This is a genomic window from Pseudomonas sp. ANT_H4, assembly GCF_008369295.1.
GTDB lineage: Bacteria > Pseudomonadota > Gammaproteobacteria > Pseudomonadales > Pseudomonadaceae > Aquipseudomonas.
Map to the genome: position 1 here is coordinate 185,072 of NZ_VOBG01000007.1, position 24,506 is coordinate 209,577.

At 59.7% G+C, this 24,506-nt stretch carries 27 protein-coding genes; 13 read left to right on the forward strand and 14 right to left on the reverse strand.

What is annotated here, in order from left to right; translation table 11 throughout:
- Nucleotides 1-84 precede the first annotated feature (84 nt).
- On the forward strand, nucleotides 85-873 hold the full coding sequence (locus FQ182_RS11630) for an IclR family transcriptional regulator (protein ID WP_149411703.1): 789 nt from the start codon (nucleotides 85-87) through the stop codon (nucleotides 871-873).
- Here FQ182_RS11630 and FQ182_RS11635 read toward each other — a convergent pair.
- The 8 genes from FQ182_RS11635 to FQ182_RS11670 form a co-directional block, all read right to left on the reverse strand.
- On the reverse strand, nucleotides 870-3,410 hold the full coding sequence (locus FQ182_RS11635) for a LuxR C-terminal-related transcriptional regulator (protein ID WP_149411704.1): 2,541 nt from the start codon (nucleotides 3,408-3,410) through the stop codon (nucleotides 870-872). The genes FQ182_RS11630 and FQ182_RS11635 overlap by 4 nt on opposite strands.
- Nucleotides 3,411-3,605: 195 nt before the next feature.
- Entirely contained in the window at nucleotides 3,606-4,973 is a 1,368-nt protein-coding gene (locus FQ182_RS11640; RefSeq protein WP_133102002.1) for a DUF1329 domain-containing protein, read from the reverse strand.
- A 24-nt stretch (nucleotides 4,974-4,997) separates the two neighbouring features.
- Nucleotides 4,998-6,788, reverse strand: coding sequence for a DUF1302 domain-containing protein (locus tag FQ182_RS11645; RefSeq protein ID WP_149411705.1), 1,791 nt, complete (start codon nucleotides 6,786-6,788; stop codon nucleotides 4,998-5,000).
- A gap of 484 nt (nucleotides 6,789-7,272) precedes the next feature.
- Nucleotides 7,273-8,184, reverse strand: coding sequence for an SDR family oxidoreductase (locus FQ182_RS11650; RefSeq protein ID WP_149411706.1), 912 nt, complete (start codon nucleotides 8,182-8,184; stop codon nucleotides 7,273-7,275).
- Between the two features lie 113 nt (nucleotides 8,185-8,297).
- Nucleotides 8,298-9,200, reverse strand: coding sequence for an alpha/beta fold hydrolase (locus FQ182_RS11655; protein ID WP_149411707.1), 903 nt, complete (start codon nucleotides 9,198-9,200; stop codon nucleotides 8,298-8,300).
- Entirely contained in the window at nucleotides 9,200-9,982 is a 783-nt protein-coding gene (locus tag FQ182_RS11660; protein ID WP_149411708.1) for a class II aldolase/adducin family protein, read from the reverse strand. Before FQ182_RS11660 ends, FQ182_RS11655 begins: the two co-directional genes overlap by 1 nt.
- 165 nt (nucleotides 9,983-10,147) lie before the next feature.
- On the reverse strand, nucleotides 10,148-10,834 hold the full coding sequence (locus FQ182_RS11665; RefSeq protein ID WP_133101997.1) for an LrgB family protein: 687 nt from the start codon (nucleotides 10,832-10,834) through the stop codon (nucleotides 10,148-10,150).
- Nucleotides 10,824-11,210, reverse strand: a complete 387-nt coding sequence (locus tag FQ182_RS11670; RefSeq protein WP_149411709.1) for a CidA/LrgA family protein — start codon at nucleotides 11,208-11,210, stop codon at nucleotides 10,824-10,826. The genes FQ182_RS11665 and FQ182_RS11670 overlap by 11 nt, the downstream gene beginning before the upstream one ends.
- Before the next feature lie 98 nt (nucleotides 11,211-11,308).
- On the opposite strand from FQ182_RS11670, the gene FQ182_RS11675 reads away from it, so the two are divergent.
- Nucleotides 11,309-12,205 (forward strand): LysR family transcriptional regulator, encoded by an 897-nt coding sequence (locus tag FQ182_RS11675; protein ID WP_149411710.1) that lies wholly within the window; start codon nucleotides 11,309-11,311, stop codon nucleotides 12,203-12,205.
- On the opposite strand, the gene FQ182_RS11680 is transcribed toward FQ182_RS11675, so the two are convergent.
- Nucleotides 12,186-12,641: a flavodoxin gene (locus tag FQ182_RS11680; RefSeq protein WP_133101994.1), complete on the reverse strand. Its 456-nt coding sequence runs from the start codon at nucleotides 12,639-12,641 to the stop codon at nucleotides 12,186-12,188. The genes FQ182_RS11675 and FQ182_RS11680 overlap by 20 nt on opposite strands.
- A 152-nt stretch (nucleotides 12,642-12,793) precedes the next feature.
- Here FQ182_RS11680 and FQ182_RS11685 point away from each other — a divergent pair, with 152 nt between their 5' ends.
- Both FQ182_RS11685 and FQ182_RS11690 read left to right on the forward strand, forming a co-directional pair.
- On the forward strand, nucleotides 12,794-13,261 hold the full coding sequence (locus FQ182_RS11685; protein ID WP_149411711.1) for a PAS domain-containing protein: 468 nt from the start codon (nucleotides 12,794-12,796) through the stop codon (nucleotides 13,259-13,261).
- 58 nt (nucleotides 13,262-13,319) lie between these two features.
- Nucleotides 13,320-13,925, forward strand: a complete 606-nt coding sequence (locus FQ182_RS11690) for a hypothetical protein (RefSeq protein ID WP_149411712.1) — start codon at nucleotides 13,320-13,322, stop codon at nucleotides 13,923-13,925.
- Between the two features lie 2 nt (nucleotides 13,926-13,927).
- Here the strand turns inward: FQ182_RS11690 and FQ182_RS11695 are convergent, their stop codons facing one another.
- Nucleotides 13,928-14,887 (reverse strand): MerR family transcriptional regulator, encoded by a 960-nt coding sequence (locus FQ182_RS11695; protein ID WP_149411713.1) that lies wholly within the window; start codon nucleotides 14,885-14,887, stop codon nucleotides 13,928-13,930.
- A 229-nt stretch (nucleotides 14,888-15,116) separates the two neighbouring features.
- Here FQ182_RS11695 and FQ182_RS11700 point away from each other — a divergent pair, with 229 nt between their 5' ends.
- The 6 genes from FQ182_RS11700 to FQ182_RS11725 all read left to right on the forward strand — a co-directional run bounded on the left by FQ182_RS11700 (nucleotide 15,117) and on the right by FQ182_RS11725 (nucleotide 18,056).
- Complete coding sequence (locus FQ182_RS11700) at nucleotides 15,117-15,677, forward strand: antibiotic biosynthesis monooxygenase (protein ID WP_149411714.1); 561 nt, start codon at nucleotides 15,117-15,119, stop codon at nucleotides 15,675-15,677.
- Between the two features lie 61 nt (nucleotides 15,678-15,738).
- Nucleotides 15,739-16,449: a dihydromonapterin reductase gene (gene folM / locus FQ182_RS11705; RefSeq protein WP_149411715.1), complete on the forward strand. Its 711-nt coding sequence runs from the start codon at nucleotides 15,739-15,741 to the stop codon at nucleotides 16,447-16,449.
- Nucleotides 16,450-16,469: 20 nt separating this feature from the next.
- Nucleotides 16,470-17,030 (forward strand): GTP cyclohydrolase I FolE, encoded by a 561-nt coding sequence (folE, locus tag FQ182_RS11710; RefSeq protein ID WP_133101988.1) that lies wholly within the window; start codon nucleotides 16,470-16,472, stop codon nucleotides 17,028-17,030.
- A gap of 2 nt (nucleotides 17,031-17,032) precedes the next feature.
- The gene (gene folX, locus FQ182_RS11715; RefSeq protein WP_149411716.1) at nucleotides 17,033-17,404 is read left to right on the forward strand and encodes a dihydroneopterin triphosphate 2'-epimerase; all 372 of its coding nucleotides are present in this window, start codon (nucleotides 17,033-17,035) and stop codon (nucleotides 17,402-17,404) included.
- A 24-nt stretch (nucleotides 17,405-17,428) separates the two neighbouring features.
- The gene (locus FQ182_RS11720) at nucleotides 17,429-17,725 is read left to right on the forward strand and encodes a DUF1244 domain-containing protein (protein ID WP_133101987.1); all 297 of its coding nucleotides are present in this window, start codon (nucleotides 17,429-17,431) and stop codon (nucleotides 17,723-17,725) included.
- On the forward strand, nucleotides 17,718-18,056 hold the full coding sequence (locus FQ182_RS11725; protein ID WP_149411717.1) for a HopJ type III effector protein: 339 nt from the start codon (nucleotides 17,718-17,720) through the stop codon (nucleotides 18,054-18,056). Before FQ182_RS11720 ends, FQ182_RS11725 begins: the two co-directional genes overlap by 8 nt.
- A 95-nt stretch (nucleotides 18,057-18,151) precedes the next feature.
- On the opposite strand, the gene trxB is transcribed toward FQ182_RS11725, so the two are convergent.
- On the reverse strand, nucleotides 18,152-19,114 hold the full coding sequence (trxB, locus tag FQ182_RS11730) for a thioredoxin-disulfide reductase (RefSeq protein ID WP_149411718.1): 963 nt from the start codon (nucleotides 19,112-19,114) through the stop codon (nucleotides 18,152-18,154).
- A 311-nt stretch (nucleotides 19,115-19,425) separates the two neighbouring features.
- Here trxB and cysZ point away from each other — a divergent pair, with 311 nt between their 5' ends.
- Entirely contained in the window at nucleotides 19,426-20,181 is a 756-nt protein-coding gene (gene cysZ / locus FQ182_RS11740; RefSeq protein WP_149411719.1) for a sulfate transporter CysZ, read from the forward strand.
- Between the two features lie 482 nt (nucleotides 20,182-20,663).
- On the forward strand, nucleotides 20,664-21,848 hold the full coding sequence (locus FQ182_RS11750) for a glycosyltransferase family 1 protein (RefSeq protein ID WP_149411799.1): 1,185 nt from the start codon (nucleotides 20,664-20,666) through the stop codon (nucleotides 21,846-21,848).
- Here the strand turns inward: FQ182_RS11750 and FQ182_RS11755 are convergent.
- From FQ182_RS11755 to FQ182_RS11765, 3 genes are all read right to left on the reverse strand, one after another.
- Nucleotides 21,835-22,938 carry an NADH:flavin oxidoreductase gene (locus tag FQ182_RS11755; RefSeq protein WP_149411720.1) on the reverse strand — a complete coding sequence of 368 codons (1,104 nt, stop codon included), beginning with the start codon at nucleotides 22,936-22,938 and terminating at the stop codon, nucleotides 21,835-21,837. The two genes, FQ182_RS11750 and FQ182_RS11755, sit on opposite strands and share 14 nt — an antisense overlap.
- A 148-nt stretch (nucleotides 22,939-23,086) precedes the next feature.
- Nucleotides 23,087-23,569 carry a glutathione peroxidase gene (locus tag FQ182_RS11760; protein ID WP_149411721.1) on the reverse strand — a complete coding sequence of 161 codons (483 nt, stop codon included), beginning with the start codon at nucleotides 23,567-23,569 and terminating at the stop codon, nucleotides 23,087-23,089.
- 135 nt (nucleotides 23,570-23,704) lie between these two features.
- Nucleotides 23,705-24,190 carry a peptidylprolyl isomerase gene (locus tag FQ182_RS11765; protein WP_149411722.1) on the reverse strand — a complete coding sequence of 162 codons (486 nt, stop codon included), beginning with the start codon at nucleotides 24,188-24,190 and terminating at the stop codon, nucleotides 23,705-23,707.
- On the opposite strand from FQ182_RS11765, the gene FQ182_RS11770 reads away from it, so the two are divergent.
- The gene (locus tag FQ182_RS11770) at nucleotides 24,189-24,497 is read left to right on the forward strand and encodes a DUF3565 domain-containing protein (RefSeq protein ID WP_149411800.1); all 309 of its coding nucleotides are present in this window, start codon (nucleotides 24,189-24,191) and stop codon (nucleotides 24,495-24,497) included. The genes FQ182_RS11765 and FQ182_RS11770 overlap by 2 nt on opposite strands.
- Nucleotides 24,498-24,506: the final 9 nt, after the last annotated feature.

Consider the following 24,506-nt stretch of genomic DNA (forward strand, 5'->3'; position numbering starts at 1 on the left):
ATCCAATTACGCATAACGTAATTTGATTGGTATTGACCGTCAAGCTATAAAGACGCCCATTCGTCTTTCGGATTCATGCCCTCCATGGAAAAGCCGCGCGCTACCCGCGACACCGGTAAACAGAAAGTCCGCTCGGCCGAGGTCGGCACCGACATCCTCAAGGCCCTGGCCGAACTGTCGCCGGCCACCTCGCTGTCGCGCCTGGCCGAACATGTGCAGATGCCGGCGAGCAAGGTCCACCGCTACTTACAGGCGCTGATTGCCTCGGGCTTTGCCGAACAGAACACCGCCACCAACCATTACGGCCTGGGCCGCGAAGCCTTGCGCGTCGGGTTGGCCGCCCTGGGTAGCATGGATGTACTGAAAGTCGCCGCCCTGCCCCTGGCGGAACTGCGGGACGAATTGAACGAAACCTGCTTTCTCGCGGTGTGGGGCAACCAGGGCGCAACCGTGGTGCATATCGAGCCGGCGGTGCGCGCCGTGACGGTGGTGACGCAATTGGGTTCGGTGCTGCCGCTGCTCAGTTCCTCCACAGGATTGGTGTTCAGCGCCTTTCTGCCGTCGCGGGAAACCGTGGACTTGCGCCAGCGGGAGATAGAGGCCGGGATCGCCCATACATTAGCGGACGATCAGGCATACGCCACGGCCTGTGAACAGATTCGCCAGCGCGGCCTGCACTTTGTCCACGGCTTGCTGATGCCGGGGGTCGATGCGCTATCGGCACCGGTGTTTAACGCCGTCGGGCAAGTGGCGGCAGTGTTGACAGTCGTAGGGCCGACTTCGCTGTTTCACGCCGATGAGGACGGGCCAGCAGCCAAGCGCTTGCTGGCAGCAACCCAGGCGGTGAGTTGGCGGATGGGGTATCAGCCTTAAGCCATCAACCCCAGTGTCTTGGCCTTCGCCACCGCTTGCGTGCGGCGCTCCACGCCAAGCTTGCTGTGAATCCGCCGCGCATGGGTTTTCACCGTGTGCAGCGAAATGAACAATTGATCAGCAATTTCCAGGTTGGAGCTGCCCAATGCGATCAGCTGCAGCACTTCCAGCTCACGATGGCTAAGGGGATTTTCGCCAGCGGCCGTCAACATTTCCTGGGGTTCGAGCCCCAATTCACTCAACAACCCCGGCTGACGCAACCGCAACTCGCGAATCGCCTGTTGCACCCGGCAACGCCCTGCCAGTTCCAGCCCCGCTTGCAGTGAGCGCACGGCCAACGGCCGATCACCCACTTGCCAGGCCACTTCCCCCAATACCAGGTGCAATTCCGCTTCCAGGCAGAGCATGCCCCGTTGCCGGGCGGTGTCCAGTAAGGCGTTGAGCCGGGCCAGCGGTTCGTCGGCGCGGCGCAATTTCACTTCGGCAAGCACCTGCAAATATTCCAGGCGAGGGATCAGCTCCAGGGTGGCCGGCGGTGCCTGTTTCGCCTTCGGCCCGCGATAGTGACGCAGCACGCGGCTGACGGCCTCCAGGGTCAGTTCGGCGCGCCCCTGTTGCAACCAGAAATGCCCGCTGAGCAACAACAGAACCGCCCGGTACACCGTGTCGGGCACCTGCCGTGTTTGCATCAGGCGCTCGGCGTCCCGCAGCTGAATAAAGGCTTGGTCGTAATCGCCCTTGTTGGCCGCCAACAAGGCGAGCCCGAGAAACCCATACAGCACACGTTTGTCCTGGCTGTGCAGGCACATGCCCAGGCCCGACTCAAAGCACTCGGCGGCCACGGTATCTTGACCTTGGCGCAAGGCGAGATGCCCTCGCCGCAGGGCGATTCGCCCCACCAATGGCCCGGCCTTGAGCCGCTGCCGGACCAGCATCGCCTGGACATTCTCCAGCAGGCTCTGAGCCCGATACGGCGCGCCGCGCTGCTCCAGCAACTGCGCATGATCCAGCTCCAGCAAAGCCTCCAGCAACAGCGAACCATGAGCTCGCGCCAGGCACAGCGCCTCACGGTTCAGTGTCTGGGCCACGTCCAGCTCACCCCGCAGCAAGGCTTGTTGAGTCAGGCCCGACAGGCACATCAGCCGCGACGTCCAGGCGCTGTCCGGCAAATCTTGCAGGGCCTCAAGAAAATGCTCGCGGGCGCGTACGGCCTCTCCGCCCAAATGCAACAGCCAGCCCCACTGCGCCTGCCAGCGAGCCAGCAGATGACGCTGCAACGGCGCCGTGGGTTGCGGGGTGAAGCGGGCCAATTGATCAATGCATAACGCAGCCTGATCAAAGCGTCCAGCAAACAGCAACGCTGCCGTCACCAGCCCCACCAACTGCGCAGATCCCAGCATCAGTTCATCGCCATGCTGCTCATGCAGGCGCAACAGCAGCACCGCGTTTTGCTGGCGGAACAGGTCTTCAAAACTGAAATGCTGCAACAGGCTGACGGCGACTTCGTACTCCTCGGCCAACAGCGCCTGTTCGAACGCCGCTTGCCAGTCCTCTGCGAGGGTAAACCACTGACAGGCCCGTCGGTGCCAGGAGCGTTTGGCCGGCCAGGCTTCGTCCCGCAACAGTTGCGCCAGGGGCGGGAAGACCTGCAGCCAGTCCGGCGAATCCTCCCACGGCTCGATAAAGGCGCCGAGGGTCTGCAAATCGCGCAAATATTCTGCACCCTCACCAAAACCGAACAGGTGTTCACACAACCCCGGATTGAACCGTGGCAGGTGTGCCAGCACGCGCCAGGCTTCGGCCAGTTCCGCGGGCAAGGTGCTGAACAACTCGTGTTGCAGGTAGTCGAGCAAGGTTTGCGAACGGCCATGCCAAGCGCCTCTGTCCGCGTGACCATCACCCTCAAGCAGGGCGATACGCACTCCGGCGCACCAGCCGGCGCTGAATTGCAGCACCTTGTCGGCAGTCTGCCCGGCATGGGAGTGATGGCTGATCAGTTGCTGGACGTCCTCGTGATTGAAGGCCAGTTCCTCACCCCCGCACTCCCACAGGTCATCATCAAGCAGCAGTCGCGGCCAGTTGCAGGACGGCCGCCGCCGTGCGCCCAGCCACCAGGTCAGGGCCGGGCTGCTGGCCGCCAGAGCGCGGTCGAGCAAGGCATCCAACTCAGGCGACGGCACCCGGCAAAAGTCATCGAGAAACAGCCACGCCGAGGTTTGCCAGCGGCCCAGATCCAGCAGCAGCGTGGCTTCATCGGTAAAGGCCAAGCCAAGGCTTTGCGCCAGGCGCTGGCAAAAGTCGAGGGTGTCGAGGACCACTCCATTGAGAGGCAGCCAATACACTTGGCAGCTCGAAGGCGCCTGTAGCGCGCATTCGGCGAGCAGCGCGCTCTTGCCACTGCCGGCCGGTGCACAGAGCAATTTCACCCGCGCCGCTGCCGTAAGCAAAGGCCCGGCCAGGCGTGGGCGCAACAGGTGATGGGCAGACAAGCGTGGCATGAATCCAGGACGATCCAGGCACCGGGTCATGGCAGTCATTACGGCATCCCTGTTTTTTATTATTAGGCGGCGTGCCCCTACCCTAGTCCTGTGGTCGGCGGTTGTTGAAGGAGTATTCAGCGGGCTGATTGCCGGGCATAAAAAAACCGGGATTCAAAGAAGTCCCGGCACGACGTCTAAAGGTGGGACCCGACAAGCCCGGCTCCCACATTTCGATTGCATTTCAACTAAATATTAGCGAACACCTGAGGCGCGCAACGCCGCCGGGGTGTAGTCCGCCGCCTTGGCCGCAAAGCCGAACACGAAGCTGCTTTTCTCCTCATTTTTCATCCCCAGGGCGATGTAGCGGCCGGCGATGATGTCGTACAGGGTCTCGACGGTGTAGGCCGGCACCTGGTGGTCGTAGTAGAACTGCGCATGGCCTTCGGCAACGCGCCACAGTTGGCCACGACCGTCATAGTGATCCACCAGCGCGACCTGCCAGCTGTCTTCGTCGATGTACATGTGGCGCTTGGCATAGATGTGCCGCTCGCTCGGCTTGACGGTGCCAACCACTTCCCAGACCCGGTGCAGCTCGTAGCGGGTCAGGTCCTGGTTGATGTGCCCGGCCTGGATGATGTCGTCGTACTTGAGGGACGGCGAGTCGAGCTTGTAGCTGTTGTAGGGGATGTACACCTCCTTCTTGCCCACCAGCTTCCAGTCATAGCGGTCTGGCGCGCCGGAGAACATATCGAAGTTGTCGGTGGTGCGCAGGCCATCGGAAGCAGTACCCGGCCCGTCGTAGGACACTTGCGGCGCACGACGCACCCGACGCTGGCCGGCGTTGTAGATCCAGGCCAGACGCGGCTCCTTCACCTGGTCGAGGGTTTCATGCACCAGCAGCACGTTGCCCGCCAGGCGCGCGGGTGCCGTGACCGACTGCTTGAAGAAACTCAACACGTTGGCGCCCTTGACCGGGTCCATGTCCGGGATCAACTGCGGCACCGCCACTTCTTCTTCGAAGCGGATCGCCGTGTAGCTGCCGTTAGTCTGCGGCGTGGCCTGGGTGATGATGCGTTTGAGGTTGCCGCCGTGGTAACGGGTGATGTGGTTCCACAGCACCTCAACGCCGGTCTTGGGAATCGGGAAGGCGTAGTAGCGATTGCCGGTGAAGTTCTCCAGGCCATTGCCGTCGTTGATCGACTTGACGTTCAGCGCGCTGCGCTTGATCGACTCGTAGATGTCCGCTGGCAGGTTGACCGTACGGTGGGTCGGGTAGACCGGAATTTTGTAGGTTTGCGGGTAGCGTTTGAACATCGCTACCTGTCCCTCGGACAACTTGTCCTTGTACTTGTCGACGGTGGCCGCGGTAATCACGAACAGGGGTTTTTCACTGGCGAACGGGTCCGCCAGGAAGCCTTTGCTGTCCACCGCGCCGGCGTTTTTCGGGATACCGCCGGTCCAGGCCGGAATCGATCCATCGGCGTTACCAGCCTTCTCGGCACCCACCGGGGTCAGGGTGGTGCCCAACTTGGCCGCTTCTTCCGGCGACACTGCCGCCATCACGTTGGCCGCCAACAGGCTCAGCGCCAACACGCCGCACTGCAAAATCGTCTTACGCATGGTTGTTGTCCTTCTTATTGCGAATCAGAAGTTCACGCCGAAGCTCAGCGCGAGGAAGTCGCGGTCAGTCAGGGTGTTGTAGTCACCGCCAAAAAAATCGGTGTAGCTCAGGTTCGCGGTGTAGGTGTTGCGGTAGTCCGCATCGACACCGACGCTGATAGCCTTGGAGCCCTCGTTGAACAGGCCGTTGGGGCCGTAACCCTTGACGTCGTGGGACCAGGACAAGTTGGGCTTGAAGTTGATCCCGGCGATCACGTTGTTGTACTCAAGGATTGCCCGGGCGCGATAACCCCAGGAGGTGGAGGTGACAAAACCGTCGGTATCGCCGCCAAAACCATATTGGCCATACACCGAATCGCGGCCATAACGCAGTTTGGTTTTCGACTCCAGCCCGCCGACCCGCACGATGGCCGCTTCGCCGACCAAAGTCAGGCGTTCAGCGCCCAGGATCTGGTCGAAGAACTGGGTCATGGAGGTCTGGAACTGGGTGACTTCCTTGCGCCGGTAGCCGGTATTGTCCGAGCCAAATGAGCTCTGGATCGGTGACGCGGCGCCACCGACAATCGGATTGACCAGGGCCAGGGTCAGGTCCGTGGTGTTGAGTTGCACCGGTGCATTGGGGCGGTAGCTGATTTCCCCGGTCCAGGCCGTACCGGTGGGCAAGGTGGTGGCGAAACTCGCGCCGTACAGGCGGATGTCTTCCGGGTAATCAAGATAATACTGGCCACGCCCGAGCATGGTGCTTTGGGCCAGGCCGAAGCCGGTGCCAGGGGCGATGGCGTTGGCGGTGTCGCGGATGCGATTGATCGTCGCCAGGTTGGTGTTGGCAGTAAGGGTGCCAACGGTTGGCGTACGGCTGTGGTAGTTCATGAAGTACAGGCCGTACTCAGTGTCGTCCCCCAACCAGCGCAGAGCTGCGCCGAACTGCCCGGAGTCCCGCGCATCACGGTCGCCGGCACGATGGACAACCACACCCTCATTGGTCACATCAAAGCCCTGGCCGAACGCCGCGGCCACCGGTTGCAGCGGCCGGATCGCCGGGCTACCGACGGTGTAGTTGTTGGTGCAGCCGTCGGCCGCCACGTCACCACCAAAGAAGGTGCCGCAGTTATCCAGCACCGTCTGGTCCCACTCCAACTGGTAGAAACCTTCCACCGTCAGTTGGTTGGTCAGGCCCTGGGAGGCGAACAACATGTTCACCGGAATCAGCCCTTCCTTGATCTCGGCGCCAGGCCGGCGGAAGGCCGATACGTCGATAGGGTTGATGCTGTTGATGGAGTTGCCGATGAAGGTACTTTCACCCCAACTGACCACCTGCTTGCCGGCGCGCACGGTGCCTGGCAGATCGCCCAGGGAATAGTTGTGGTAGACGAAGGCATCGAGGATCTGCGCACCGCTGGATTTGGCGCCTTCCTTGCGATTGTGGTCGCTGATCTGTTTGAACTCGCGGTCTTCGTCCTTGAGCTCGAAGTCGTACCAGTACTTGCCACGCACAAACACGCCGGTGTCGCCGTACTTGAGCTCCAGGTCGTGCAGGCCCTTGAAGATCTTGGAGAAGGTTTCGCCCTTCTTGAAGTTCTGCCGACCGTCATCCCCGGTCGACGCCTGGCCACTGCCGCCATTGGGAATACCGATCAGTTTGCTGTCGGCATCGCGCATGCCCCAACTGGCGCCTACCGAGAGTGAGGAGTCGAATTGCCCTTCGATCTCCCCGATGTTGAACGAAACAGCCTGCGCCTGCGCGCAGCATCCCAAAGCAACCGCAGCAGCCAGCGCCTGTGGCCTGAAGATGGCGCGCATTGTTGTTCTTGTCATGCGTCTTCCCCGGTGGTGTAACAGAAGGCCCCACCCTACTGCCCAACATCAGGAGCGATAAGCGCACCAAGGAGGTATTCGCGTTGTCGCTCGAAAGGATTAATTGGCGCTCTGGGTTGGGTCTTAGCGGGGATATGGACGGGATGGATGAAGCGCTATCAAGAGGATGGATGAGTATTAAGACGACTGTTACTGAATTGGTAACAGTCCTTGTCCTGAATCAGTGTTTTTCATTCTGTTACAAGGGACTATTCTTGCTGGACTTTCAGGGTAAACAACCCGCTTCCCAAATGGGGAGAAAAGCCAGAATCCAACAGATTGACCTCTACTTTCAGTCTGTTACCCGTGTTTACTGACGTTGATTTGTTGCTCCTTGATCCAACGTCTTACTTCGGCCGCTGCCTTTGCAGCGGCCTTTTTTATGCATGAAATAAAACGGGGCACTGTAGGCGCCCCGCTGGATTAAATGTTTTTCATGTAACGATCACAGGGCGTACTTCTGCAGGTTCGCCATCATCTCCTTCAACGCCTCTATAGTGTCCCTGGGATGGGCCGCGCCTTCGAAGTCGCAAATTTGCTGCCAATGGGCCGCCACATCGTCCGGGGAAAAACCAGCCTCGGGATCGAATCCCATGCCCAGGCTGCGCTCCCAACGGGTTTTGCCAATCCAGCCGCCCCCCACCTCAAACAGCCCGGAGGTTTCCTGACAGGCCTCGCTGCCCAGGTACACCACCAACGGGCTGACCAGCTCCGGCTTGAGACGCTCGAAGACTTGCGGCGGGATCAAGCCTTCGGTCATGCGCGTGCCGCCGGTCGGCGCGATGGCATTGACCAGGATGTTGTTCTTGCGCCCTTCCAGGGCCAGGGTGCGGGTCAGGCCGTACAAGCCGAGCTTGGCCATGCCGTAGTTGGATTGGCCAAAGTTGCCGTAGATCCCGGAGGTCGACGCGGTGAAGATCACCCGACCATAACCTTGCTCGCGCATATGGGGCCAAGCAGCGCGGGTGACTTTGTAGGCACCTTCGACATGCACCCGGTAAACCAGGTCCCAGTCGCTGTCGTCCATTTTATGGAAGGTCTTGTCTCGCAAGATCCCGGCGTTGTTCACCACCACATCGACACGACCAAAAACGTCGAGAGCGTTCTGCACGATCTTGTCGCCATCGGTGACCGAGTCGTGGTTGGCTTCGGCAATCCCGCCAGCCTCGCGAATCTCGGCCACCACACGGTCTGCCGCCGAAGCATTGGCGCCTTCGCCCTGGGCCGAGCCGCCCAGATCGTTGACCAGAACCTTGGCCCCGTGCTTGGCGAATAACAGCGCATGGGCCCGGCCCAACCCGCCGCCGGCACCAGTGACGATCACAACCTTATCTTGCAAATGCACAGGCTCACTCATACAGAACTCCAGCGGCAATAGTGGACGATGGGTGGAGTGTCAGGCACCGGGCTTCTGGTCACAATAAATACGGCTAAGGCTGAATGGTGCGCAATAAGGCTGGGGGATGATTGTCAGGAATAGGCCACCCGAGGCGGCGCTTGCGCAATACGCTCGCGAAACGACAGGTAATGCTTGAGCACCTGAACTGGTGCTTCGATCTGCGGGTAGTGACCGATGTTGGCCAGCAACACTGCATCGGCCTGCGGCACCAGCTCACGATAGCGTTCGACCATGTGGGCGCCGGAAATAGGGTCCACTTCACCATCAATGACCCGCAACGGCACCTCGCCACGCTGCATGGCCGCCACCCAGCGTTCGCGCTGCTGGCGTCGCTGGGGGATGTAGGCGATCAGTTTGTGCAGGATGCGCGGGCCGTAGTGGCTTTCGATCAGACTCCAGAAATCGTCCAGGGCACTTTCGCTGGGACGGGTGTCAGAGCCGAATATCTGCATGAAACTATTGGCCAGGGCGTTGCGGCCAAAGGCACGACCGATCATCCAGCCCAAGGGGCTGAGCAGCAGTTTCTGCACCAAGGCCGGGCGATGGGTCTCAGGGAACAACCCTCCGTTAAGAAACACACAACTGGCCATCTGCAAGCGCCCCTCGTAATGCCGGGCAAGCAGCTCCTGGGCGACGCTATCGCCGTAGTCATGGGCCATTACGTGGACAGGCTGCGGCACCCGAAGATGTTCCAGCAGCGCCTGCTGCAAATCAGCCTGTTCCAACAGGCAATAGGTGTGGTCCAGGGGCTTGGCCGAATCGCCGAAGCCCAGCATGTCGCAGGCGATCACCAGATTGCGCTGGGCCAGGGGCTGCCAGAGGTAGTGCCAATCCCAACTGGCCGTGGGGAAGCCATGGATCAGTAGCAACGGCTCGCCCTGCCCGGCCACCCAGTAACGAATGGTCTGGCCGCGAAAGACAAAGCTCTGCCCACGCTTGCGCCAGGCACTCAGAGGAATCTCGGCCAGTGGCATCAGAGTTTGTATCCAGGGTCTTGTTTGTCCAGTTTGCGCAGCAGCGCCGGCCAGGCCAGCGTGCCACCCATGCCTTGGGCACTCTTGGTGACCCCGGCGATCATCGCCTTGGCGCCGGCAAGAACCTGCGGCTCGATGGCGATCAACTCGGCGCCTCCGTTCTGCGCCAGCACCTGGATGTCGCAGGCACGCTGGAAGGTGAACATCATCAGGAACGTATCAGCGATGGTACCGCCGCAGGTCAGCAGGCCATGGTTGTGCAGCATCAGGAAGTTGTTCTCTGCGAGGTCGGCCTGCAAGCGAGCCTTTTCCTCGTGGTTCAGCGCCACGCCTTCATAAGCGTGATAGGCCAGGCTGGACAGTACGAACAACGACTGTTGGCTGATGGGCAGCACGCCTTGCTTTTGGGCGGACACGGCAACACCGGCAGCGGTGTGGGTATGCAGCACGCAGACCACGTCATGCCGCACTTGGTGTACCGCACTGTGAATGGTGTAGCCCGCCGGATTGATCTCGTAGGGGCTGTCCATCCGCTTGTTGCCGGCCTGATCGACCTTGACCAGGCTCGATGCGGTGATCTCGTGAAACATCAGCCCGAACGGGTTGATGAGGAAGTCTTCGGTGCCCGGCACTTTGGCCGAGATATGGGTGAAAATCAGGTCATCCCAGCCATGCATGGCCACCAGGCGATAACAGGCTGCCAGGTCGATACGGGTCTGCCATTCGGCGGCGCTGACCTGATCTTTTACACTCTGTGTCGATTGAACGGGGGCTAGGCTCACGGCAATGACCTCGATGGTGTGGTTTTCTTATTGTTTTCTAGGCGAAGGGCTTTCGGGTGAAAGGCCAGTCTAGTCAGAGGTCACGGTTGCGGTAGTTGCATTGGCAGCCAGCTTGATGACCGAGCGAGTCAGCCATCAGGATAGTTCGATTTTGTTCAATGCGTGTCAGAGAAGCGACACCAATAAAGGTGCGGCGAACAGGTTGAGCAAACCCGTCAAGACCATGACCAGGCCCGCCACCGAACCTTCCTCACTGCCCACTTCATGGGCACGACTGACGCCCGCCCCATGCGCCCCGACACCAAACAAGGCGCCCCGAGCCAGGGCACTGCGCAACGGCAGCCACTTGAGCAGCACCCCGCCGAGCATGGCACCAAATACGCCGGTGAACATCACGAATACCGCCGTCAGTTCTGGCACGCCGCCCAGGTCATGGGCCATGGGCATGGCAAACGGCGTGGTGATCGAGCGCGGCACCAGCGACAGGGTTACCGAACTGTCCAATGCCAACGCCTTGGCCAGCCCGAACGAGGTGCCGATGGAAGCCACACTGCCCGCCAGCATCCCCAGCAACAACGCCGGCCAATGGCGCATCAGCAACTGGCGTTGTTGCCAGATCGGAATGGCAAAGGCCACGGTGACCGGGCCCAGCACCAACATCAGCCAGTGGGTGTCGGTGGAGTATTCGGCATAAGCGGTGTTCAGCGGCACAGCCACCGCCAGCAACAGCGCCGGCACCAGAATCAGCGGCGACAACAAGTAGCGCCCGGTGCGCCGGTAGATCCAGCGGCTGAACACATAGGCGGCCAACGTCAGGGCCAACCAGAACATCGGCATCAGCTCAAGCTTCATGGCGCAGTTTCCAGCGGCATACCACCTCTACGGTGAAGGCCGTTACCAGCATGACCATCAGGGTACTGAAGCCGATCACCAGCATGATCCGCCAACCGTCATGGCGCAGCAGGCCACCGTAGTCGAGCAGGCTCATCAGGGCCGGAATAAAGAACAGCAGCATTTCCGCAATCAACACGCCAGCGCCCAATTGCAGGGCCGCCGGCTTGATCAGGCCGCTGGCGAATACCAGTAACAACAGGCCCAGGCCGATCACGCCGCCGGGAATTGGCCACGCCAGCCACACCGCCAGTTGACAGCCCAGCAGGTAAATCGCCAGCAGTACCACCAGTTCAACCAGCAACCGGCCAAGGTGTTTGAAGGTGAAACTTTTCATGAGCTTTGAGTCCTCGCAAGCACTCATTTTAAAGAGTCGCCTGACATCCCCAAAGCGAATTGTTAGACTGCAAACTATTCCAAACTGGAATCATGGCAATGGAATTCAAACAGCTGCGCAGCTTTGTCGAAGTGGTTCATCGAGGTGGTTTTACCCAGGCGGGAAAAACCCTGCACATCAGCCAATCTGCCGTCAGCAAGCAGGTGGCGCAGTTGGAACAGAGCCTCGGCACGCCGCTGCTCGATCGCATGGGCTCGCAGGTACGCCTGACCGCCGCCGGCCAAGTGGTGTTGCAACGGGCCGAAGCGATGTTGCGCCTGCAAAACGAGTTGCTCAGTGAACTGGACGATTTGAATCAGATGACCCGCGGCGAATTGCGCATGGGCTTGCCGCAACTGGGCGGTGACATTCTGTTCGCCCGCCTGTTTGCCGAATACCGACGGCGCTATCCCAATGTGACCATCCAGTTGCTTGAAGGCGGCAGCCGCAACATTGAGCAGGCGATCCTCAATGGCGAACTGGAAGTAGGCGGCAGCTTGATGCCCACCAACCCGGCCTTTGCCTGGCAAGCGTTCTGCGATGAGCCGCTGGATGCTTTGTTGCCGATGGACCATCCCCTGGCGGATAACGCGCAGATCCGCCTGGAGGAATTGGCGGACACGCCGTTCCTGATGTACCAGCGCAGCTTTGTCTTGAACGACCGATTGCTGCAAGCCTGTCAGCAGGTGGGCTTTACACCGAAGGAAAGCGGACGCAGCGGCCAGGCGGATTTTCTCGCGGCGCTGGTGGCCGCCGGCCAGGGCGTGGTGTTGCTGCCCAGCGTGGTGGCCCGGGGCCTGGTGCGCCCCGGCGTGGTACGCCTGACGCTCAAGGCCCCGGAGTACCTGCGCTGGGACATCGCCTTTATCTGGCGTGAGGGCGCTTATCTGTCGAAAGCTGCCCAGGCCTGGCTGGCATTGCTGCGCGAGTACCCGATCAGCCGCGCAGTGCAGTAACCAGCTCGGCCAGCCACGGTTCGGCGTCAGTTTCCGGGGTCACACTTTCGCTGGCGTCCAAACGCAACATCGGCAGCACTTCGCGCACGCCCAACTCGCCAAACAACTCGCGCATTTGCTCGCCACCGCCGCAAAAGGTATCGCCGTAGCTGGAGTCGCCCAGGCCGATCACCGCGCCAGGCAAACCACGCCAGGCTGCCGGCAATTGGTCGCGGATGGTCGAATACAACGGCTGCAAGTTGTCCGGCAACTCGCCCATGCCGGTGGTGGAGGTAACGGCCAAAAAAGCCTCGGGGGCAAAGCCCTGGATGTCCGCCAGGGTCGCCCGAGGGTTGTGCCAGGCGTCGAAACCGGCTGCATTAAGGAGTGTTGCAGCGTGGCGGGCGACTTCTTCAGCCGTGCCGTACACCGAGCCGGAAAGGATGGCGACTTTCATCAAACTGATCCTGTAGCTGAGTAAAAGCCTGGGATATTAACAGCTGGCGCGAACGTTTCAGTGAATGCCGCCTACTATTCAATGATGGCAAGTAGACAGGCCGTTGGCGTGTCTTAAACTGCACACTCCAAAAACAAGCCATGGACCGCTCAATGATTAACGCCCAATTGATGCAAATGGTCATCAACGCCTCCAACGACGGCATCGTCATCGCCGAAAAGGAAGGCAAAGACAAACCATTGATTTATGTAAACCCCGCCTTCGAACGCTTGACCGGCTACACCCGCGAAGAAATCCTCTACCAGGACTGCCGCTTCCTGCAATCGGGCGATCGTGACCAGCCCTCACTGATAGCCATTCGCGAAGCGCTGGACACCGAAGGCGCCTGCCGGGCAATCCTGCGTAATTACCGCAAGGACGGCACGCATTTCTGGAATGAGCTGTCGTTATCAACGGTTTACAACCAAGCCGATAAACAGACTTACTTCGTCGGTGTGCAAAAAGACATCACGGCTCAAGTCAAGGCTCAGCAGCGTGTCGCGCAACTGGAAAGCCAACTGGCCGCCGTTACAGCCGAACTTTTCGCACTCAAAGCGACGAGCGGATCTAACAAAATTTAGAAAATGCGGTCATTAGAGCGATAATCGATTTTTCCATGCATTTCCTTGAGCCCGATCAATGCAACGCGACGCGCTATTGACGCAGGACGAGCTGGATTTTATCCAGACCATGCACCATAACCCGCAATTGAATGTGCGGGACGCGTCGTCGAGCCTGATGGTCAATGGCGGTGCGCAGATTCGTGATCTGCTCACCCGCCTGGCGGCCCATGAACACGTCACCATCCAGGCACAATTCGATAACCAGCAAATGACCTTTCCGCTGCAACTGGTGGAAGACGAGTTTAATGCCGTCCACCTGCGCTTGGGCGTGCCGAGCATTTTCGAAGACGGGCCGATGATTCGGCCGTGGCGGTTGCTGCTTGAGGAGCCGGTGGCCCTGGAGAACATCAAGGGCCAGCCCGGCGTGCTACTTGTTCATGAGGTGTCGTTCAAAGGGGTGCTGGTGGAAGCCCGAGGCCGGAGCAAACCGCCGAAAACCTTTTCTTTGTGGTTCAGCCCTTCGGGCTACGAGCGTATTGCCCTGCGTGGCACCTTTGAGCGAGAAAACGCCCAGGGCTTGTTCGCCTACCGCTTAAGCCAGGGAGACGTAGACGAAACCGAACGCCTGCGCCAGTTCATCCTGCAACAACACCGCCTCGCCCACCCTGAAGTTCACGCCTGATCTCAGGTATCCAGCGTCCCGCCGAGAAACTGCTGCAAGCGCCGCTGCATCAATCGCCCTTCATTACCCAGGCAGCCGATGGACGAACCGGCCAAGTAGTGCTCGGCCAGGTCCGAGGCATCGCCGGCCAACAGCAACGGGCAATTGAGGGTCAATGCCAACCGACTCAAACGTCGCGGCAATTCGCTGGTCGGCGAATGGTTGGAAAACACCACCAAGGCTTGCGGCCGGGTCTTTTCACAGATCAGCGTCAACTCATCAAATGGCTGGCCCATGCTCAGTACGCGAACAGCCAACTCGTCACCGCCCATCAATACACCGGCTACGAGCAACTCCAGTTCACGGCATTCACCAGCAATGACGGCCAGCAATATCCGCGGCGCTTGGGAGGCACATGCCAGTTGCAGGCGCTGCCAGGTCCGGGCACGCAAGAAACTGTCGAAAAACAGCCACTCGCTAGCCTGGCCAAAACGGCCCTGATGGCGCAACAGCTGGTGCCAGAGCGGCATCAGGATGTCCTGAAACACCACTGGCGTGGGGTAAGCGGCAAAGATCTGCCCGTACAGACGGTCCAACTGCCGATCATCAAAAGCGCCGATGGCCTGCTGCAGTTGCAGTTGCCACTGAGTCCACTCGTGATATTCGGCGTCTTCCCGGACGTTGCGCGGTGACAGGTCTGGCCCATCGCCGCGAGCGAGAATCTTGCCCACCTTACTGACCGCGACGCCGCGCTCAATCCAATCGAGAATACGATGGACGGTCTCAATATCGTCCCGGGAATACAACCGATGCCCGCTTTCGGTGCGCACCGGCTGAATCAGGCCGTAGCGTCGCTCCCACGCCCGCAGCGTGACCGGGTTGATTCCTGTCAATCTCGCTACTTCGCGAATCGGGAACAGCTCATCCCCATTGGATGTGCCGCCATGCGCAGTTTCAAGTTGAAGAGCAGTGATTACAGGCATCAGTGAACACAAACACCAGGAAAAAAGTTGGATCCCATTTAACGCCTTACACCTGTCGGTTTCAAGGTCCTGGCCCAACCGACCAATGCCGCTGGTGTATTTCGTCAATTCAGGAATAATCCTTGCTAGGTTTTTAAAACCAGAAATTTAGCGCAGCCGCTCTACCCCGCAGCTGCGTCTGGTGCGCCACCTACCCGGTACCGTGCGCCCATATATACGGAGATACACAATGTCTACCCTACCCGTTACCTTGATGGTCGCGCGCCGCGTGGCCAAAGGTCGCTATCAAGACTTGATGGTCTGGTTGCGCGAAGGCGAGCAATTGGCCACTGACTTCCCCGGTTATCTGGGCTCCGGCGTGCTTGCACCGCCTCCCGATGACGACGAATTCCAGATCATCTTCCGTTTTGCCAATGAGCAGACCCTGCATGCCTGGGAGTTCTCCGCCTCGCGCAGCGCCTGGCTCGGCCGTGGCAGCGAGTTGTTCGCCGACCCGTCGGAACATCGAGTCCGTGGCATGGACGGCTGGTTTGGCGCGATCGGCCAACGCCCCCCGCGCTGGAAGCAGGCAGTTGCCATCTGGCTGGCATTTTTCCCGGTGTCGCTACTGTTCAATTTCGGGCTTGAGCCGTTGCTCGCCGAACTGGGGCTATTGAGTCGCGTACTGGTCAGCACCCTGGCGCTGACGCCGTTGATGGTCTACCTCTTTATTCCGCTGTCGACTCATCTGCTGGCCAGTTGGTTACATCCTGCGCCATTGCGGGTAAAACCCACTGAAGCAGCGGTTTGAGCTAGTCCGCAACTGGCCGGTCGCTGGTATAGTTTTAGCCTCCCAGCGACCCGAGCCTCCCATGACCTCATCTCCCGCCCCGATCCTGATCACCGGTGCCGGCCAGCGTGTCGGCCTGCATTGCGCTTTACGCCTGCTGGACGAGGGGCAGCCGGTGATTTTCAGCTATCGCAGCGAACGTCCCGGCGTACAGACCCTGCGTGATCGCGGCGCGATTGCCTTGTTTGCCGACTTCTCCTGCGAGGCCGGCATCCTTGCCTTCATCGATGAACTGAACGCTCATACCAGCAGCCTGCGCGCGATCATTCATAATGCCTCGGCCTGGGAAGCGGAAACGCCGGGCGATGAAAGCCGGGCCTTTGCTGACATGTTCAGCGTGCACATGCTTGCGCCGTACCTGATCAACCTTCATTGTGCGCACTTGCTGCAACGTTCCATACCGGCCGATATCCTGCACATCAGCGACGACGTGACCCGCAAGGGCAGCCGCCAGCACATCGCCTATTGCGCCACCAAGGCCGGGCTCGACAGCCTGACCTTATCCTTTGCCGCCAAATACGCGCCGCAGATCAAGGTCAACGGCATCGCGCCGGCAATGGTGATGTTCAACGAAGACGACGACGCGGCCTACCGCGCCAAGGTCCTAGGCAAGTCGGTACTGGGCATCGAGCCCGGTCCCGAAGTGATTTACCAGAGCGTGCGTTACCTGCTGGATAACCCTTATATCACCGGAACGACCCTGACCGTCAACGGCGGGCGACACATCAAATAAGCCGTTTGCGAGGATGCTGTATGACTTTATCCCTGCCTCAGCACTACCGTGAGATTCTCAAGGGCCTGGGTGAAGACCCGGAACGCGAAGGCTTGCTCGACACGCCAAAACGCGCGGCCAAGGCCATGCAGTACCTGTGTCATGGCTACACCCAGAGCATTGATGAGATCGTCAACGGCGCGTTGTTCGCTTCCGACAGTGACGAAATGGTGATCGTCGCCAACATCGAGTTGTATTCCCTGTGCGAGCATCACCTGCTGCCCTTTATCGGCAAGGCCCATGTGGCCTATATTCCGACGGGCAAGGTGCTGGGGCTGTCGAAGATTGCGCGCCTCGTGGACATGTTCGCCCGACGCCTGCAGATTCAGGAAAACCTCACACGGGAAATCGCCGACGCTATCCAGGACGTTACCCAGGCCGCTGGCGTGGCGGTGGTGATCGAAGCCCAGCACATGTGCATGATGATGCGCGGCGTGGAAAAACAGAATTCAACCATGAACACCTCGGTGATGCTCGGCGCCTTCCGCGAGTCGAACACCACCCGCATGGAGTTCCTGCAACTGATTGGACGGAGCAAGTAGCAATGCCACAACTTCAGCCAGGCATGGCGCGCATCCGGGTCAAGGACCTGTGCCTGCGTACCTTTATCGGGATCAACGAGGATGAAATCCTCAACAAGCAGGATGTGTTGATCAACCTGACCATCCTGTATGCCGCCCAGAAAGCCGTACGCGACAACGATATCGACCACGCGTTGAACTACCGCACCATCACCAAGGCCATCATTGCCCACGTGGAGGGTAATCGCTTTGCCCTGCTGGAGCGCCTGACCCAGGAACTGCTGGACCTGGTGATGAGCAACGAGTCGGTGCTGTATGCCGAAGTCGAAGTCGACAAGCCCCATGCGTTGCGTTTTGCCGAGTCGGTGTCGATCACCCTCGCGGCGAGTCGCTAACCCCTTACATTCGCAGTGAGCATTATGAACGATCAACAACGCCTTGAACTCGAAGCCGCCGCCTTTCGCCGACTGGTCGCACACCTGGACAGCCGCAAGGATGTACAGAACATCGACCTGATGAACCTCGCCGGGTTCTGTCGCAACTGCCTGTCCAAGTGGTACAAGGCCGAGGCCGATGAGCGCCAGATCGAGGTCAGCCTCGATGACGCCCGTGAAGTGGTGTACGGCATGCCGTACGCCGAATGGAAAGCCCAATACCAGCAAGAAGCCAGCGCCGAACAGCACGCGGCGTTCGCCAAGGGAAAAACCCATGACTGACCTGAACACCCTCCGCGCCAGCCTCAATAGCGGCGAACACGTCTTGGCCGACACCTTGGCCTTTGTCGCCGCCGGCTACGATTACCAGCCACAGGCCTTCACCAACGCCAGTGTGGAAAACGCTGCAGGGCAGAACGAAGGTTCTTGCAAGACCCTGGGCCTGGCCTTGTTGGAAGGCTTGAGCGATCAGGAAACACTGCTGGCGTTTGGCGAGCATTACCGGTCGGTGCTGGCCACGCCTGAGGGCAGTGACCATGGCAATATTCGTGCATTGATTGAACATGGGTTGGCGGGCGTGAAGTTTGCCACACAGCCTCTGACTCGCCGCTGAATGATCGTTCCCACGCCCTGCGTGGGAACGATCAGATCATCAGATCGCTCACATAAAAAAACCGGCTTTCGCCGGTTTTTTTTCATTTCAACGATTTAGAACGTAGCGTCCTTCAACCCGTCGAGGTAACGCTCGGCATCCAGTGCTGCCATGCAACCGGCGCCGGCGGACGTAATGGCCTGGCGGTAAATATGGTCAGCCACATCACCGGCGGCAAAGATGCCTTCGATGTTGGTCGCAGTGGCGTTGCCTTCACGGCCGCCCTGCACCACCAGGTAACCGTCTTTGGCGGTCAGCATACCTTCGAACAACGAGGTGTTCGGGGTGTGGCCGATGGCGATGAACACGCCGTCGACGGTCAGTTCGTCGAAACTGCCATCGTTGTTTTTCAGGCGAGCACCGGTCACGCCCATGTTGTCGCCCAGGACTTCATCCAGGGTGGCGTTGAGCTTGAGGATGATCTTGCCTTCAGCAACCCGGGCATGCAGCTTGTCGATCAGGATCTTCTCGGCGCGGAAGGTCTCGCGACGGTGAACCAGGGTCACGGTGCTGGCGATATTGGCCAGGTACAGCGCCTCTTCCACGGCAGTGTTGCCGCCACCGACTACGGCAACCGGTTTGTTGCGATAGAAGAAACCGTCGCAGGTGGCGCAAGCGGAAACGCCCTTGCCCATGAACGCTTCTTCTGACGGCAGGCCCAGGTAGCGGGCACTGGCGCCAGTGGCGATGATCAGCGCGTCACAGGTGTAGACGCCGTTGTCGCCGGTCAGGCTGTAAGGCTTTTTCGAGAAGTCGACCGCGTTAATGTGGTCAAAGACGATCTCGGTCTCAAAGCGTTCGGCGTGTTCTTTCATGCGCTCCATCAGCACCGGACCGGTCAGGCCATGGACGTCGCCCGGCCAGTTGTCGACTTCGGTGGTGGTGGTCAACTGACCGCCCGCTTGCATGCCGGTGATCAACAGCGGCTTGAGGTTGGCACGGGCAGCGTAGACGGCAGCGCTGTAACCGGCAGGGCCGGAACCGAGAATAATCACTCGCGAATGACGGACTTCAGACATGACTCACTCCTATCGACCGCCCCGAGATACTTGAGCGGAACGCCGGCAGACCGGCTGGAATAAAAAAGGACTGCGAAGCACTTGGGGAAGGCTTGAACTCGCAGGCCCTGAAAAATAATGGGTGTAGCGTATCGAGGGGGGCAAGATTAAGGAAATACGGAATAACAATCCAGCTCATAGGTGGTCTCTATGCTGCCACGCCTATTAATCAACCGGTTTGTTACCGTTAATGTCGACGTACCGGCCGTGCTTTCGCCTTGAATGCAAAGCCGGTAAGGTCAGCGCGTTCGTCACCTTGCCCGGAGTCATCCATGCCCGCCCCCGTCCTCTCAGGCCCACAATACCTGCGCGAAGGTCTCAAACTGATCCTCAGCCCAGGCCTGCGCCTGTTCGTCCTGCTGCCCCTGGCGATCAACCTGATACTGTTCGTCGGATTGATCTATTTGGCCGGCCATCAGTTCAGCCTGTGGGTCGATACGCTGATGCCGACCCTGCCAAGCTGGCTGAGCTTCCTGAATTATCTCCTATGGCCGCTATTCGTGGTGCTGGTGGTGCTGATGGTGTTCTTCACCTTCACCATGCTTGCCAACATCATTGCCGCACCGTTCAACGGCTTTCTCGCGGAAAAGGTCGAAGTGGTGGTGCGTGGCACCGATGACTTCCCGGCCTTCAGCTGGGCCGAGCTGTTCGCCATGGTCCCACGCACCCTGGCCCGGGAAATGCGTAAGCTGGGCTACTTCCTGCCGCGGGCCATCGGCCTGTTTATCCTGTCGTTCATTCCGGTGGTCAACCTGGTGGCCGCACCGCTGTGGCTGCTGTTTGGGGTGTGGATGATGGCAATCCAATACATCGACTACCCGGCGGACAACCACAAACTGGGCTGGAACGAAATGCTCGCCTGGCTGCGTGAAAAACGCTGGCAGAGCATGAGTTTTGGCGGGATCGTCTACTTGGTGTTGCTGATCCCGGTGGTCAACCTGCTGATGATGCCAGCGGCGGTGGCCGGGGCGACCTTGTTCTGGGTGCGTGAGCGCGGCGCCGAGGCGATGACGGTGGAAAAGCGCTGACCTGCTTGATTGATCTGGATCATGGTGACAATCCCACATCTGGCACCAATGCTGTTCACTTAAGAAAATCTTGAGGTGAGCAAGAAACCTGTGGCGAGGGGGTTTACCCCCGTTGGGTCGCGAAGCGGCCCCAAAATGGGACTGCTGCGCAGTCCAACGGGGGCAAGCCCCCTCGCCACAAATGCGGATGTACCTGAAGCACCGAGCTTAAGTAAACAGCATTGCACACCCGGCACACGTTTATTAAAACTATAAGCCTGTGGGAAGCGCACCCTGTACAGACCGTTGATGCTGATGCTCGGATTGATGCTCGGATTGATGCTGGGAGGCGAGGCCAGGGGAGCCGTAGCCGCCAGCGAACCTATCTTGCCGGTGCAACCGGCGAAGACACCGTTTAACTGATCCAGTTGCCGGGCCACGCCGTCATAAATCCATCATCTTAATGACACAATGACGACATGGCCCGCGCCGACACTGGCGTCATGACGACAGCTTCCCTGCACATCACCCTCATTACTGAAACCTTCCCACCGGAGATCAACGGGGTGGCCAATACCCTTGGCCGCCTGTGTGACGGCCTGCGCGCGCGCGGGCATCAGGTGGAACTGGTCCGACCGCGCCAGGGCAGCGACCAAAGCCGTGCCAGTGACGAGAGCCTATTGCTGTGTCGCGGCTGGCCGCTGCCTGGGTATCCAGGCCTGCAATGGGGGCAATCGTCGATGCACAAGCTGCTGCGCCGCTGGAAGCGCCAACGCCCGGATGTGTTGTACATCGCCACCGAAGGCCCGCTGGGCTTATCGGCACTGCGTGCGGCACGGCGTTTGGGAATCAGCGTGGTCAGCGGTTTTCACACCAACTTCCAGCAGTACACCCGCCAATATGGCCTGGGCATGTTGAGCCGGGTGTTGACCCACTACTTGCGCTGGTTTCACAACCGCTCGACCCTGACCCTGGTTCCCAGCGTCAGTCAGCGCCTGGAACTGGAGCGCCGTCACTTCGAGCGCCTGGAACTGTTGTCACGGGGCGTCGACAGTCAGTTGTTTCATCCGGCCAAGCGCGACAATGCCTTGCGCGAACGCTGGGGCCTGGGGAACGAGGACATTGCGGTGCTGCATGTCGGACGCCTCGCACCAGAGAAAAACCTGGGGCTGCTCAAACGCTGCTTCGATTCGCTGCAGGCCACTTATCCACAGCGGCAGCTAAAGCTGATCATCGTCGGTGACGGGCCCCAACGAGAAATGCTGAGAAAAGCGCTGCCCGAGGCAATTTTTTGCGGTACTCAACGCGGCGAGGAGCTGGCTCGGCACTATGCCTCGGGGGATCTGTTTCTGTTTCCCAGCCTGACCGAAACCTTCGGCAATGTGGTGCTGGAAGGCATGGCTTCAGGGCTCGGTGTGGTGGCTTACGACCAGGCGGCCGCCACCCAGCATATTCGCCATGGCTACAGTGGCGTGCTGGCGATGCCAGGGGATGAGGAAGCGTTTTGCGACGCGGCCAACTGGCTACTGGAAGAACACGAGAGTTTGCGGCGGGTGCGGCTCAATGCAAGGCAGCATGCCAGTCGGCAGGGTTGGCCAGCGATTATCGAGCAGTTTGAACGACAGTTGCGCGGGGTGTGTGAGGACGGGCAGCAACTGCCCGTCCTGCCGCCACTTACACCAAAGTAGTCAACGCTTCACGGCTGAACGGCAAAATATCGCCCTCACGCCCTTCGCGCACCTTCACCGCCCAGTCCGGGTCCACCAGCAGCGCACGGCCGACGGCTACCAGATCGAACTCATCGTTGTTCAGACGTTCCAGGAGCTTTTCCAAGCTTGCCGGCTGCGCGATCTTGTCGGTGTTGACCATAAATTGCAGGAACTCGCCGTCCAGGCCGACGCTGCCCACGGTGATGGTTGGCTTGCCGGTGAGCTTGCGGGTCCAGCCGGCCAGGTTCAGTTCGGAGCCTTCGAACTCTGGCTCCCAGAAACGGCGGGTGGAACAGTGGAAAATATCCACGCCCGCGTCGGACAGCGGCTTGAGGAACTCACCCAGCGCTTCAGGGGTTTGCACTAGGCGCGCGGTGTAATCCTGCTGCTTCCACTGGGAGAAACGCAAAATGATCGGGAAGTCCGGTCCCACTGCGGCGCGGGTCGCTTGAATCAACTCGATGGCAAACCGCGAGCGGTTAGCCAGGCTGCCACCGTATTCGTCGGTGCGCTGGTTGCTGCCTTCCCAGAAGAACTGGTCCACCAGGTAACCGTGGGCACCGTGGATTTCCACGCCGTCCATACCGATGTTCTGCGCATCCTTGGCGGCCTGGGCGAAGGCGGCGATGACTTCCTTGATGTCCTGGACCGTCATGCCATGGACCACAACGTTGCCGTCCTTGAGCTTTTCGGTCGGACCATAAGCCGGCACGCTGGCATCAGGCTCAGTGCCGATGCGGCGCACGCTACCCACATGCCACAGCTGCGGGACTATTTTGCCGCCTTCGGCGTGCACGGCATCGACCACTTTTTTCCAGCCGGCCAGCGCTGCTTCGCCGTAGAAGTGCGGGACGTTCGGGTAACCGTTGGAGGCTTGATGCCCGACCACGGTGCCTTCGGTGATGATCAGGCCCACACCCGCGGCAGCACGACGGCGGTAGTACTCAATCACCTTGGAATTAGGTACGCCGCCCGGTGAAAACGAGCGGGTCATCGGCGCCATGACCACGCGGGTCGACAGTTGCAGTGCACCGAGCTGGAAGGGTTTGAACAGAGCTTGGACAGGCATGGGAGCACTCCACGGGAGAAGGATTTTATGACAAGGATAATATGGAGCGCGCGTTGTGCTGAACAGCACTATTGATTGCAGTGATTAAAGGGTAAAAGCAGGACAATTATTGTTGGAGCGAGCTTGCTCGCCCCTTGTGAGGCTGTGTTCAGCTCAGGGCTTTCTCGATGGCCTGGACCACGGTCGGATCATCAGGTGCAGTACGCGGTGAGAAGCGCGCCAATACCCGACCATCTTTGCCCAACAGGAATTTTTCGAAGTTCCAGGTGACATCCCCAGGAAACTCCGCACCCTCGCCCGCCAGCAGCCGGTACAACTGGTGACGCTCAGGGCCATTGACCTCAAGCTTGCTGCCCAACGGAAAAGTCACGCCGTAGTTGAGGCTGCAAAACGCCTGGATTTCTTCCTCGGTGCCTGGCTCCTGGCCGGCAAATTGATTGCACGGCAGACCCAGCACGGTAAAACCCTGGTCTTTGTATTGCTGGTAGAGGTTTTCCAGCGCCGCATATTGCGGTGTCAAACCACACTTGGAGGCCACGTTGACCACCAGCACGACTTGCCCCTTGAAGGGCGCCAGAGGCAGCTCCTGACCATCCAGGGCTTTGAGTTTAAGGTCGTGGAAAGCACTCATGACGAACTCCGATTTCCCATGTTCTTCGCAAAACGGCAGTTCGAGATTACAACCGCCAAGTCGGCAATAATAGCCGCCGATTAAAAAAGGCGCCCGAAGGCGCCTTTATCCAACTGACAGAGCGTAGCCCATCAATCAGTGGTGGTGACCGCCTTCGCCGTGAACGTGGCCGTGGGCCACTTCTTCCTGGGAAGCATCGCGCACATCAACGATCTTGACCTGGAAGGTCAGGCGCTGGCCTGCCAGCGGGTGGTTGCCATCGACTGTAACGTCATCGCCGTCCAGGTCGCGGATGGTGACGATCTGCATCTGGCCGTCCGGAGCGGATGCGTGGAACTGCATGCCCACTTCCATCTCGTCGACGCCTTCGAACATGCTGCGGCTCAGGGTGCTGACCAGTTCGGCAGCGTATTCGCCATAAGCATCTTCAGGTTCTACGGCAACGGTCAGTTCATCACCGACCTTCTTGCCTTCCAGGGCCTTTTCCAGGCCTGGGATGATGTTACCTGCGCCTTGCAGGTAGACCAGCGGCGCGCCGCCGGCGGAGCTGTCGATGACCTCACCAGCGTCGTTGGTCAGGGTATAGTCGATGGAGACAGCCTTATTGGCGGCGATCAGCATGGGGCGAGACCTTTTGCATAAGAATGAAGAACGGACAAGTCTAAACAAGGATTTGCCCGAAAGCGAACAGAACCCGGACGGACGGAGTCGATCAATAGACCCGACGGTCATCGGTTTTCATCAGGATGAAGACCAACATTGGGTCGCCGAGCTTTCCTGTGGCCACACCCAACACCTGCGCCACCAACCACCCTGGCAATCCCGGGCCTGGGTAGAAGATCGTGCACAACGCCTGGAAAAAATAGGCCAGCGCTTTGACTGTGGCTGGTGCGCGCAAGGCTCAGTTAGGGATAACCTTAGGGATTGAAGTTCGGTT